17 protein-coding genes are annotated in these 12089 nt (G+C 45.0%); 6 read left to right on the forward strand and 11 right to left on the reverse strand.

Annotated elements, in window-relative coordinates; translation table 11 throughout:
• Window positions 1-505: 505 nt before the first annotated feature.
• Both ACQ4M5_RS37915 and ACQ4M5_RS37920 read right to left on the reverse strand, forming a co-directional pair.
• Window positions 506-778: a hypothetical protein gene (locus ACQ4M5_RS37915; protein WP_430680971.1), complete on the reverse strand. Its 273-nt coding sequence runs from the start codon at window positions 776-778 to the stop codon at window positions 506-508.
• A gap of 161 nt (window positions 779-939) precedes the next feature.
• On the reverse strand, window positions 940-1329 hold the full coding sequence (locus ACQ4M5_RS37920) for a hypothetical protein (protein ID WP_430680972.1): 390 nt from the start codon (window positions 1327-1329) through the stop codon (window positions 940-942).
• Window positions 1330-1531: 202 nt separating this feature from the next.
• On the opposite strand from ACQ4M5_RS37920, the gene ACQ4M5_RS37925 reads away from it, so the two are divergent.
• The 5 genes from ACQ4M5_RS37925 to ACQ4M5_RS37945 all read left to right on the forward strand — a co-directional run bounded on the left by ACQ4M5_RS37925 (window position 1532) and on the right by ACQ4M5_RS37945 (window position 6401).
• Window positions 1532-2512 carry a hypothetical protein gene (locus tag ACQ4M5_RS37925; protein WP_430680973.1) on the forward strand — a complete coding sequence of 327 codons (981 nt, stop codon included), beginning with the start codon at window positions 1532-1534 and terminating at the stop codon, window positions 2510-2512.
• A gap of 91 nt (window positions 2513-2603) precedes the next feature.
• Entirely contained in the window at window positions 2604-3416 is an 813-nt protein-coding gene (locus tag ACQ4M5_RS37930) for a hypothetical protein (RefSeq protein ID WP_430680974.1), read from the forward strand.
• Window positions 3417-3556: 140 nt separating this feature from the next.
• Window positions 3557-4831, forward strand: coding sequence for a hypothetical protein (locus ACQ4M5_RS37935; RefSeq protein ID WP_430680975.1), 1275 nt, complete (start codon window positions 3557-3559; stop codon window positions 4829-4831).
• Window positions 4832-4846: 15 nt separating this feature from the next.
• Window positions 4847-5470 (forward strand): hypothetical protein, encoded by a 624-nt coding sequence (locus ACQ4M5_RS37940; protein ID WP_430680976.1) that lies wholly within the window; start codon window positions 4847-4849, stop codon window positions 5468-5470.
• Window positions 5471-5597: 127 nt separating this feature from the next.
• Entirely contained in the window at window positions 5598-6401 is an 804-nt protein-coding gene (locus ACQ4M5_RS37945; protein WP_430680977.1) for a coiled-coil domain-containing protein, read from the forward strand.
• Window positions 6402-6617: 216 nt separating this feature from the next.
• Here the strand turns inward: ACQ4M5_RS37945 and ACQ4M5_RS37950 are convergent, their stop codons facing one another.
• From ACQ4M5_RS37950 to ACQ4M5_RS37970, 5 genes are all read right to left on the reverse strand, one after another.
• Window positions 6618-6827 carry a hypothetical protein gene (locus ACQ4M5_RS37950; RefSeq protein WP_430680978.1) on the reverse strand — a complete coding sequence of 70 codons (210 nt, stop codon included), beginning with the start codon at window positions 6825-6827 and terminating at the stop codon, window positions 6618-6620.
• Between the two features lie 20 nt (window positions 6828-6847).
• Entirely contained in the window at window positions 6848-7165 is a 318-nt protein-coding gene (locus ACQ4M5_RS37955; RefSeq protein ID WP_430680979.1) for a hypothetical protein, read from the reverse strand.
• Window positions 7166-7245: 80 nt separating this feature from the next.
• Window positions 7246-7488, reverse strand: coding sequence for a hypothetical protein (locus ACQ4M5_RS37960; protein WP_430680980.1), 243 nt, complete (start codon window positions 7486-7488; stop codon window positions 7246-7248).
• 14 nt (window positions 7489-7502) lie between these two features.
• Window positions 7503-8054 (reverse strand): hypothetical protein, encoded by a 552-nt coding sequence (locus ACQ4M5_RS37965; RefSeq protein WP_430680981.1) that lies wholly within the window; start codon window positions 8052-8054, stop codon window positions 7503-7505.
• An 87-nt stretch (window positions 8055-8141) separates the two neighbouring features.
• Complete coding sequence (locus tag ACQ4M5_RS37970) at window positions 8142-8444, reverse strand: hypothetical protein (RefSeq protein WP_430680982.1); 303 nt, start codon at window positions 8442-8444, stop codon at window positions 8142-8144.
• 292 nt (window positions 8445-8736) lie between these two features.
• Between ACQ4M5_RS37970 and ACQ4M5_RS37975 the strand changes: the two genes are divergently transcribed.
• On the forward strand, window positions 8737-9240 hold the full coding sequence (locus ACQ4M5_RS37975; protein WP_430680983.1) for a hypothetical protein: 504 nt from the start codon (window positions 8737-8739) through the stop codon (window positions 9238-9240).
• A gap of 61 nt (window positions 9241-9301) precedes the next feature.
• On the opposite strand, the gene ACQ4M5_RS37980 is transcribed toward ACQ4M5_RS37975, so the two are convergent.
• The 4 genes from ACQ4M5_RS37980 to ACQ4M5_RS37995 all read right to left on the reverse strand — a co-directional run bounded on the left by ACQ4M5_RS37980 (window position 9302) and on the right by ACQ4M5_RS37995 (window position 11887).
• Window positions 9302-9982 (reverse strand): DCL family protein, encoded by a 681-nt coding sequence (locus ACQ4M5_RS37980; RefSeq protein WP_430680984.1) that lies wholly within the window; start codon window positions 9980-9982, stop codon window positions 9302-9304.
• An 86-nt stretch (window positions 9983-10068) separates the two neighbouring features.
• On the reverse strand, window positions 10069-10764 hold the full coding sequence (locus ACQ4M5_RS37985) for a hypothetical protein (protein ID WP_430680985.1): 696 nt from the start codon (window positions 10762-10764) through the stop codon (window positions 10069-10071).
• A 180-nt stretch (window positions 10765-10944) separates the two neighbouring features.
• A complete protein-coding gene (locus tag ACQ4M5_RS37990) occupies window positions 10945-11607 on the reverse strand; it encodes a hypothetical protein (protein WP_430680986.1) in 663 nt (220 codons plus the stop codon).
• A 22-nt stretch (window positions 11608-11629) separates the two neighbouring features.
• Entirely contained in the window at window positions 11630-11887 is a 258-nt protein-coding gene (locus ACQ4M5_RS37995) for a hypothetical protein (RefSeq protein ID WP_430680987.1), read from the reverse strand.
• Between the last annotated feature and the right edge of the window lie 202 nt (window positions 11888-12089).

Below are 12089 nucleotides of genomic sequence, written 5' to 3' on the forward strand. Positions count from 1 at the left end.
GGTACTTTTAGGGGTATTTACTAACATCAATTATCGAAAACGTAGAACGCAAACTGTTAGAAAATTGAAAACGTCGAAACGAAAACTGTTTCTACCCGATGCTATATCGCACGTCCACTCTACGTCCATCCCGAACAACTGAGTCAACGAGAGTGACTCCATTTGATAAATCGTGTGAACCTGGCACAGAGTCCTTATAGATCACGATCGACGCTGCCGTGTCGCAATGTCTCGCGACCTAAAAATGGGGGTTTACGTCCAGTCTACGTCCACTAAAACAGCCCTACGTCCATGATTTACGTCCACTGAAACAGCTAGATTTACCCCAAAATACAAATTTCAAATGTTAGTAAATAGCGAAACGCAGCAGTAAATTACGCCAAACTAACAGTAACTTGTTTTTCATTGTGGTAGTGTGCCGGGAATCGAGAAAAACCGGGACACGAGGATCAACCTTGTAATTGTTCGTACTAATGGACACTATTCTTGCACTGTTTTAGCTAGGTTAGTGTTGACTTGGGGCTAACCAGCAGCGATTGGTAGCGATTGATTTCGGCTTGTGTTCACCGCTGACAAGGACTGCTACCACTACCACAGAGTTTAGAATCTCGAATAGTATGTTTGCGTCCAGATCATCAGAATTGGTGAGCTTCCGAATTGCCGTTGCTAACTCCACACTCCAACTGAGAAAACACTGTTGGCGTTGTATGTCATTGTTTTTAGTCGAGAAGAATGCTGCGGCTTCCTGCTGCCCCACGATATGTTTCGATACATCCATATTGTTCAACCACTTGAAAGTCACCGCATAAATTCAGAAACAGACTTCCGAACGTCGATCGCTAACACTCTATCCAAAAACAAATCCCCAGATTCAGATTCAGAACCAGGGGATCGAGCGTTTTCATTTTGGTGCAACGGAAATTAGAAGATGATCGTTGTTTATGCTGAATCTTCAGCACTAGAACCAGTGCTAGAACCTAACTGAGCGGCGATCATCGCTAGTACCGCTGCTTCACCGACTCCCATTGCATCAGCCACTTCCGCCACGTCAAACCCTGCTTCACGAGGGTCAATGCCTGCTTGTAGGACTTCAGTGAACTCGCGGGATAGTTTGACTTTGCGATGATAACTAACAACCCCTTCCCGGTATCCACCACGTTTCTCACTCGGTTCGGGGAGGTCTTCGGGCTTTACGTAGTTTTTTGCAATCAGCGATTCTGTGATTAATTCAAGCTGTGCCGCTTGCCAGCTAAATTTTCGATCGATAGCGTACTTTGTAACCGCATCTGCAATCTCGTCTGGGAATCTCAAAGTCTTTTTAACGCTCACGGTAATAGCTCCAGTAAAAAAATTCGTGTAACAACAGTATATCAAAGTGCCAGATCATTAATTGACCTTGTATATCAAAGTGCCATATCAAAGTGCTATACTAATTGCATCGGTACTCAGACCACTCGAAAACAAGCAGTAACACGCGCTTGTCGGTATAGACATCCACTCGCACATCTAACCTATTCAAATGAAAAACAACATGACGAAATTTCGCAAGACCACTAACAAATCCGCTCAAGTGATTCGCGTTCAAATGGCAATCAATTTTCCTAGTCACTTGATTCTGGATGCTATTTGTAGCTCTGAAGGTGCGGTAGATCGTGCTACCACCATCATGCTCAATAAATTTGTCGAGCGTACAGAATCGCGCTACTCCGTTGAAAGCGCTAGAGAAAAGTTCAGAGTTCGAGGGTTGATTGATCAACTTTTACTTGAACCTGACTTCAGCGACAAAATCGTTAATTGGACAGCCGCGCAAGTTCAAGACGATTTCTCTTTTACAGCGTTCGTTGATGTCATCATCACCGATGTTGGTGCTGAATATTCCGAAATTGCTTGTCAATATCTAGTCGTGAAGGATTTATACGGCTTCACGCTGGATGATGTGGAATTCTTGTTCCACAACTATCCCGACCGAGCGGGGTTTTTGGCGAGACTTCCACACGAAGTTGCACCAAATCACAAAGGTTTTGGTACTGTGAAACGTCCAGTGCGACCGCTATCGATGCGAGGTTTCAAAGCAATCTTATCCACGATCGACAATGATCAATGGAAGAAGATTGATCACCTCAATGCACCTGAACGCGATCTGCCTGTTCACAAACTTGAACTTCACGTTGTTGAGTCCAAAGGTCTAAGTGATGCTTCTGCGCGTCAGTATGTCGCGCTACAAATCTATACTTTGCAGCAGGACGTTTCTAACCCTTTCGTCAACCTGACCGATGATCAGCGATTGGTACTGGAATTCAGCATCACTAATGACGATAAACCTTTCATTCGATGGGTGACGCTCGATCGTGTAACACCGTTCGATCGTGCTAAAGATTTCTATCTCTATCAGTACCACGATCCTGAGTTTGGTAAATGTCGCTTCATGATGGAATTGATGCAAGAACAAGACGATCAGCTTGATCATGATGATTCAGAAAAACCAGTTTTTGCGTTTGTTGACCTAACTTAGGTTCAACCGAAAAGCTCGTGGTTTTCAACAACCACCGCTCGACCACTTCAACGCAGTCGAGCGGTTTCTTTGTAATTCCCCAACCAAAATCATGAACCGCAAAATCACACTCAGACTCACGGACGATGAACAGGATCAGCTACAAGAGGGACTTGCAAAACTCAATAAGATAACGGTCAACCGAGTCTCGCTTGATCGACTGTTTCAGATCGTGATGACTTTGGGCTTTGCCCGACAGCTAACAGAACTACCGCGCTCTACATCTGGTAAGACAGCAAAACTCCTTTTCAACGCTCATCCTGACTTCGATGATCGACTGGCTCAACTTCAGAATCGAGCGGGTACGATCGCTGCTTGGTTACGTGGTTGGTTTCAATTGGGGTATCCCTGGTCAAATGATGTTGAAGACGTGAAGATCAAGCGCGGGTGTAGTGGTGGAAATCACAGCCGCACCCGACACGCCGATCACCGGATGCACAAAAATTCCAAAGACATTCTTCTCAAGATCAACAAATCGAAAAAGATGCACTGGCTCGAAACCAAGTTTCCAGAAATTCAAACGGAACACGATTTCACCAAAGAGCAAAACTATCACGTTCACAAGCATTATTTACTAGAACCCGTAGCAGACGTGATTGAAGCAGCGAAAGGTATCATCACAGTCGGGGTATCGTCGCAAGCGCGTCAGTTAACCGATATGCTGCAAGTCAGAGGTTCGGAATGTCCCGACTGCAATCGACAGAATTCGATTCACGTCAAGCACAACCCCCGAACCGATAGCTTGTTCGTACAGTGTTCAAACTGTGATCACCGAGCCGATCTACCTTTGATGACACTAGAAGCTCAAGATTTGGTGGATTTACTACCAAGTGAGATCGCGGATGACCTCAAACGAATCTTTTAGTATTTTGATATGGCAATTTGATATATAAGTGCTAAGATATTGGTACGGGAAAAACGAGAACCCGGTACAAACCCGTACCAAACTCGGTACATCCTCGGACTTTTAACTCTCTCTAATTCACACGCAGAAGGACAAGAAATATGTCGAAATTGAACCTCAAAAAACAACCCGTTTATCGCGTTTTTGGTGATATGGGTAATGGACTACCAAAGCTTGTTCTTAGTGATGGTAGTGTGACCGAACTGATTCTCGATTCAGCATTTGTAGTTGTCGATGAGACTCGTGCGAAAGATAGCTACGACAACTTTCGTGAAGACGTAGTACGATACGTCGAAGGCGATCGTGACCTTCAGCCAGATTGGAAAAAGAACTGGGCATACGGCAAGCACTTGATCATCGGTGAAGGTGCTAAGTTTTTCGGCTTGCATCGTCGGGTGTCGCAGTCGGATTTGTACAAAGCCGAAATGCTGCTTCCGTTCCTGGCATACGCGATTGCCACTCACGCTAAAGAAAAGTGCCAAACTTACAAAGTGATTTTAGGGGCAAGCACCCCGGAAATGGGTTTTCTACCTGGTGAAATGGCGCGGCTGACCAAAGGGGTTCATCGTATGCAAGTAGGCGCAAACGTTCTCGATCTTCGCGTTCATCTTGAAGCGATCGTGCCTGAAGGTTCAAAAGTCAGAGTTGGCGATGCTGTCACACGCTATTTATTGCTTGATTTAGGAGATCTTACAGCGATTCTCAGATTGTTCTTGGACGGCAAAGCTGGAAAGCCCGTTGTGCAGCGATTTGGTGTAACCACGTTCCTTGATCTATTGGGTGAAAACATTCAGCATAAGTTTGCAAACGGTGTTGATCTTGCTGGATTGCGCGAAGTAATTCGCAGTTGGAAAATGACGACAAAAGAACGCACTGTACGATTGAAAGGTGACGAACTCAAAACGACTAAAGCTTTCAACGAGAAAGAACCTGATGCGACGAAACATCTAGCGCTCACTAAAAAAGAAAGCTATCAGGAATTTCCAGCTTTGATGTTAAACGGAGTTGACATCACCGCAGAGTACAAATCAACGCTGGAAGCATGGATCGATAATATCTGGACAAAGGTTGTTGAACCAATGCTCAGAAAGATCCCGGTGCAAGTACCAATTTACGGGTTGGGTGGAGGTGTGCAATTACCGTTCTCTCGCGAAATGATGGAAAAGCGAGGTGTGAAAGTGCTTGATGATCCGGTGCTGCAAAATGCACGATCTGGCTTTCAAGCGGTTGTCCAATCGGTCAACGCTGACAAAGTTGAATTCCCTGATTGGAAAAAGGTTGAACCCGTAAAAGCTGAGGAATCTGATGCAAGTAAATCTGATGTAACCGAGCCAACATCTGCTGAATCGGAAGTTACCGAAGCAGCAATCGCGTAAGGGAGGAATCGAGCCATGACCCACACAACCAAGCACATCGATGGCTCATCCTCTCCTACGGATGAGTCCGAACCTGCCACCACAACTACCAAATCAAAAGATACCGCTCCGCGCTGCCGATTTACAAAGGCGATGCTGCGTTCTAACGATTCTCTAGTCAAGTCGTTAGGATGGGTTGAAACTGAGGCGAAAGACGTTCTAGATCGCGTCTACGCTGAGGTTATTCCTTCGGCAACAACACTTCAAAGTATTGAAGAAGTATGTGAAGCTTTCGAGTGGACAGGACTACCGCTGAACGAAAAAATTGCTTTGATTGTCGAAAACTTTCAAGCCTTGATGGGTTTGAACCGCCGCTTGAAAGCACTCAACAGTCCACAGATTCGACGGGTGTTGGCGCAATATCCAATTCAAGAAGAGTTGGATGCTGCCTTGAACGGTAACAGTCGCGCTGCCTTTCCTCCAGTAACACCCAAAGCAGAGGGTAATATAGCTACAACACCGATTTCAACACCGATTTCAACTGTCACGGTACAAACCGATTGCGACAAAGAACCGGAACCTGAAGCTGAAGCTGAAGAAGAATCGATTTCTCTCGAAGCTTGGGGTTTTGAGGCGGAAGAAGCAGACTACAGTAAATGATCACGAAACCGCTCTCAACCAGGGCGGTTTTTTTTTTGAGTTGGTTTTGATACGGCACTTTGATATCAGCGTATAATGGTAATAGGCAACGCCAACGCTGTCAAGTGATTTCAAGTGGGAAAAAGTTATGATTCCGAACTCGATCGATAAATCCCAGGAAACGATTAGGGCTGTGATTCCGATGTCGTTTCAATTAAAGCTGCAAATCCGCGAATACTGTGACGAGCAGGGACTAACAATTGAAAACTTGACAATTCTCGTTTTCAACTGGGGCTTTCGATTTGCGGGTGAATTCGATCGTGTATTAGATCGTAACTGTATCAAACGCGAAACTGATTTGCGACCCCGCATTGCAGAAAATGTTTATATGTACATTAAGAATACCGCCGCTAGTCACGATATTACACCTCCTGATTTGTTGGGGTTTTACTTCCTACGTTGGGCGGAATCGAATCTAAACGATTCGCAACAGAATGATTCTTGCGTCAGCATTTCCGAAACCAATCAGAAAAGTGTTCAAAAAGCAGTGAATGACTTAGAGGATGAGCTAAAAGACCTCGAAGAACAGTACAGCGCTTTAGAGGTGGAATTCCAGGTTGTACACCACGAAAAAGAGCGCTTGCAAACTGAACTAAAGCAGATGCAAGACGCTTATGCTCAAACATTTGACAAGTTAAAAGCTGAGTATGATCTCAAACTCACCGAGTTCAAAGAACAGCTACGCCATGAACAGATTCAAACAATCGAACGGGCGGTACAAACTGCTTTACAAAACTTGCCGCAACAACAGATTTCACGGTCGATTGGAGCAGTCCAACCTCCGACCCGAATTGAGATGCGACCTGCTTCTACTCCAGTTCCACGCAACCCATACGCTAACGACTGGAAATTAGTAAAGCAGCCAGAGTTCAATGCTAATGACCTATGTTAACTATCTTGTTTAGGCTTCAGGTGCTTTTCTAACCATTGGAGCTATGCGGCGATCGATAGTTCTTCAATAAGCAATCGTCGTTGCCGTGATGTTCAACTCTAGGTGCTTCAAGCACTCCACGCAGAAAGTTACGGCAACGACGATTGCTACGGTTATTAGTTCGATTCAGTTGACTTTCTTTTGGGGACTTACGTTCGTCAACCTTAATCCAACCGATCAAATTCCAAAAATATCTCGTGAGATTCGTCTTGCACGATCGTTTTCAGGTTGAGTTCGTTGTATTTCGAGATCAATTCGTCGGATTGCTTGTGGAGCATAACTCGGATTGTACCGAGTCCGTATCTCTTCTTCTCGCGAAATCTTTTCCAACCGTGAAATTCGATCATGTTGTCGCATTAGATCAGCAATGTATGAATCCCAATTCATAGTTAAATTCCTTGATAGTTTTAGAAATCGTTTAACAATTTTCCCTGTTGCCACTTCTCAAGCTGGGGACAATGCTGATGCAAGTCGCTCATGATTGCAAAATGTTTTTCCGGTGGCACGAGTTCGGCAAGCTTTTCGATTGCAAGAAGTAGTTCTTCTACAAGATTTTGATGCGCGAAGACTTCATGATTCATTGCGGCGATCGTGTTTAGCAATCCGACCGTTAAATCTCGGTCGATCTTGATTGTGCCATCAACGACGGCTTTGGTCACTTCATAGTTCAATCGTGACATCTCAACCGGATCAACAGCTTGATCATCGGTTACGTTCTTGTGCATTAGAAAAGCCCCCAAAACAATGTTCTAGGGGCTATTTTACGCTGAATTTCATGGAGCGTAACGGTCTGGTGACTGATTTGCTACCGCGAGAAGCAGTCTGCCAACTTATCGACTGACACGGTGAGCGAGGAAAGATTTTCATCGGTGTACCCTAACTCCCCTAAAATCAATCTGAACTGTTCGGAAATACCAAGTTCTCTGGCTTCGTCATTCAGTTCCATGATCGAGTCCAACAGCAGATCTAAATTTTCTAGTTGGGGCATGATCATATCGAGCGCTACATCAATTTCAACGGGTGCGGTAGTAAAAGGTGCTGCGTACATTGTTGTTGGTTCCTTTAGTTGTTGAGGTTTGCAATTTTAGATTTGATGCGATCTAAAAGCTCGATCGCTCGGTCGGACATCTCGGAATTTTCGCGCTCCTCGCGACTGGTGGCATCGCAGAACTCATCCACCACACTGTCAAGTCCCTTCAATAAGCCAATCAAGCTCATCCAGTAAGCTTGTGACTCGATTGTGTTGTTGATCTTCAATTCGGTTTCTGGCGTTACTACTAACTCGGTGCTATTCAGTTCTTCTTCCGGTAATGATGCGAGATCATCATCGGTCATGTCCTCGATCGTCGCGTCATCCAAATCGACAACCGGAACAGCAGTCGTATTCACCGGGAACATCGTTGGTGATGACATCAACGCTCTCATATATTTCATAGGGTCTGATTGACCTTCAGCTAATAAAGCGTTGCGACGGTCACGATGTTCTTTGAGCGATTGCACTCTGCGTTCACGGTCAACCCGGTTCTGCACATTGTTATCGAAGTCTTGCTTGTGATCTGCTGCGGACTTCCGTTGTCCACCTTTACCTTGATCATCGGGATTTGCTGACTTCATGTTGTTTTCCTGTTAGTTCTGAACGTGATGGTTGAAATGCTGGTTAAAGCCTGTAATTTGGCAACGACGACACATAGTTCGATTCCTTTAGTTGACGGGAAACTCAGTCGGGAATTCTGGATAAAGAATCGACAATAACCGCATCACGATTGGATCTGCGGAGTAGTGCCAATGAATCGCATCAAAATCACGCTCTCGATCGTTTGTTTCGGTAATCCCCAGATGACGCAGCATCATAGACAAAGTGTGATTGTCGGGTACGCCATCGTTGTTAACGCATTGATAGTAGATTTCTCCGAGCGGTTCAGGAAGTGAAGCGTAGCTGATCGAGCAAGTGTCCGTATCGACAACTTTAGAAGCACTTTTTTCTGATTCGAGAACAATGTTCATGGTGTAAAATCGATTGAGTAATTGTTTCGGATGAGCGGTTGCAACCTTTGTTTCTAGGGGGTTTGCTGCCGCTCTTTCTCTGTCCCCCTTATGCAATTCATACTAACACAAAGGAAACGAATTAGACACCAAAAAACGTCAAAAAAGACAACAGAATCGATTATAATCTAGTGTTATACACACAAATAAAACTTTGCCGCTCGACTAGCACTAGCTAACAAGGATGGACAGTAAAGTACACACACAACAATCAGAGAGGTTATACATTTTGGAAATTCGTGTTCCGTACCTAATGCTCAAGTCAACGCAACAAACTCAGATTAAGTTAGTTGCAGGAGTGCTAGATCGAAGTGTTCCTGATTTGGTCAGGGGAATGGTTGAAAGATTCTTGGTAGAAGAAAAGAACAGAATCGATGCTTACTTCCGAACGGCGATCGACGAGCTTGGTATCACGCTCGAAGCGGCAAGAGGAAAAATAGACCACGACCCGAAAAGTTTGCAGACTGAAGCGAAATCACCCCTAGCAGGAGTGGATTATCCGAGTAACACAAGACTTGTAATCAACCGAATGCGTCTGTCAGTTGCCGAATACGAGCGGATACAGTTGCTTGCTCTATTTGAGGGGAAAACAGTGACAAATGTTGTGGGTCGTATCGTGATTCTAGACTTGGAGAAATACTACACCGGGGAGTATCTACCCCAAATTAAATTCCACGCCGATCGTGTCCGAATAACGGTGGAAGACTTGGAAGATTTGGTACGGGATGGTGAGAAAATCCCCCAACCTGAAAAATAACCGTCGATCTCGCTTGTGAGTGGAGCGGCGATCGACGGCTTCTATGTGTCACCATTTTGATTTACTTGTTGTTAATTTTTCTCGATTGTTTTGGTTGGCGGTATCGTGCAGCTTTCGGCTTTTTGCGGTTGCAGTAACCGCACAGCTTTTGATAAGTTGCATTCGCTCGGTGAAATTCTTGCCATTGTTCTGCGAAATCACGATCAGTAAAACGCTTTTCCCCGACAATCGAGGGATGGTCAGTCATTGCAATCACTTGTTCTTGAATTCCTTGAAAAAGCTCGAAATCGTTCACGATGACGATGAAATCTTTGACGTGATCAATCTGAATTTTTTCGGTCGATCCGCAACACGCACAAACGTCTTTACCTCTACCTTTCTGCTTGTCGATTTGGGCTTGAATCTCGCATCGGTAAGCGATGAGATGGTCTTTGACATGGTTGTATCCACCACGCTTGCCAGAAACGCATTTCTTGTATGAAATGTCTTCTTTTGTTCCGTCTGACCGGACGATGAAGAAACCTGGAAATGCAGGAAATTGCGGCTTGGGTCTATGCGTAATAACTTCGATAGCAACCATGTCAACTGTCTTGATATCGTACTTTGGATGGCGTTTTAAGAACTCGTTGACAAACTCAAATTCTTCACCTTCAATCTGCCGATCTCCAGAGTACAGAATTTCTCGAATTCCATTCTGAACGTCAACCCAAGTTGGAAATTCACGGTTAGCAAGGATATACATGATGTTGATTAGAATGTTATTTTTGGTTGAATGTTGATGGTTGGGGAATCCACGATCGCTAAATCTGATCCCCCTAACCAAAAGAACTATCTAGCAAACGAAGATTCGGCAAATCGGTAGCCTTCACCAACCCGATCACGTTGGAAATAACTTTCATCAATTCCAAACGGGAATTCTTCAAAGGAAATGTGGTGATACTTGTGGTCGATCGACTCGTCGTAGCCCACGAGTAGCAACACCTGACAGCGAACTTTCAAACCAAAACAAGGACGGTTGCGAATTCCGGTTGTGGTACTGTATTGGGCATAATCCAAGCTCATGCCAACAATCGGAAAATTGTTCAACTGGGGTGAAAAGATGCGGTCACGCAGAAAACATTCAGAATTCCGAAGACGGTTATCCAACGAAAACTTGCGACTTGGCGGAATCACCACCCGATTTTCAGAGTTTCGACGGATTGGATACGGCTGAAACTTTTGTCGATTCTGGCAATCGAAATAACCGATTTCGCCCAAGTCAACAATTACGAGCTTGGCATGGCGTAACGATAAAGGATCGACAAAAAGCTTGCTTCCCCAATAAGGATCTGCGTCGCTATCGTAGTCGCAAATTTCAGACAGACTATTTGCATCGAAAGCACATTCTTTTTGATGCAGTCGAACCAACTCGTATTTACCTTGTTCGACTTGAATTTGCATCAATAACGCACGTTCATTTGTCGCAGTGGGTAGACATTTAGTAACGGACTGATCAATTGTTTTGGTTGCTTTTTTAGTTGCCATTTTTCCTTGTTAGCTTGTGTACTGATTGAGAGTGCCTTACGGCTTTATCTAGCACTGAGTTGTTACTAATCGGTGCTTTTTGAGTGTAGGCTGTACCGAAATTGTGCTGTACTTTCGCTTTACGAGATGTGCAGCGGATCGCCTTCTGATTACTAGAAAGAAGAACGATCGCTGCAATCTTTAAGCGGAAAGATAGTTAGCTGTGATTTCGAGGTCTACACGGACTTTTCTTACTGCTGCCCCTACACTCAAACCTCTGAGATGCCAACGCAACACTTTTGCTAAATCTGCTTCGGTGAACACGACTTCTCTAGCACGATCGCTACTGTTGCATGACTGCCAGCGATCCTGAACCTGGACGACGATCGAATCGGCATCCGCACCTAACTCAGCAAGTAGCTTGGGGAGGCGCATTGCAGTGAATCGATCACGTCCACCCGGAACCTTGAGACTTGCAAACTGGGCGAATTTTGCATCTTCAGGAAGGTTGACCGTCACTACCGAGGAACTGTCCGATTTTGCAGTTAAAGCTCCACGGAGTAGCTTTAGCAGATACTTTATTTCCTTCGATGGCTGAGGATCACTATCTCCGTCCTTCATCGCGTGGAATAGCTCATCATCCCGATACTCTTCTAGCTTCTCAATCCCCCGCTGAATCTTATGCCGGGGCACTTCTGCATCGTTCTCTGACGCAATCGCAAGTTGAGCAATCGTGCTGTTCGGATCAAGCGTTCCGAAATAGCGTTCTGCACACTGGGCAAAGCTCGACGGGATTTTGTGGGTGGATTGTTGTTTCTGCGAGTTGTAGCCTGTTCCACGTTTGTTCTGATGTTTCTTTGACATGGTGGTATCCCCGGTGTGTGTGTTAGTTACTGGAATCGAGTTCAAGGCATGAGTTGAGAAATTCACGATCGTCTGTTAGCTGCTGCTTCTGGACGCGACAACGAGCGGTACGTCTTCGTTTAGCAACCGTCTTCAACTCGTCGATTCTTCGAGCAAATTTCGAGCGTTCTCGCAATGTCATCGCTTCACGATGCTGTTCGTTTAGCATTTCAATTCTGATCTGAAGTTCGATATCACTCAGGTCATTCGGATCATTTTCTGGACTAGCGAGTGTGGTCATGATGGTATTTCCTTTGTTGTTTTGTGTTTGTTGGGAGAAGTGGCGACCTGACACGATCGCCCCTGTTGAGCTACTCTACCGTGTATACACATCTCGATTGAAACTCCATCCAGTAAAAAAGGAGTCAAACTGCTGTAGTCCACGCAGTATCGTTGCAATTCCTGGAGGACGCTGACTGCTGTAGCCCGTCCATCCACCTAAA

The sequence above is a fragment of the Leptolyngbya sp. AN10 genome (genome assembly GCF_050565645.1).
Taxonomy (GTDB): Bacteria; Cyanobacteriota; Cyanobacteriia; order Leptolyngbyales; family Leptolyngbyaceae; genus Leptolyngbya.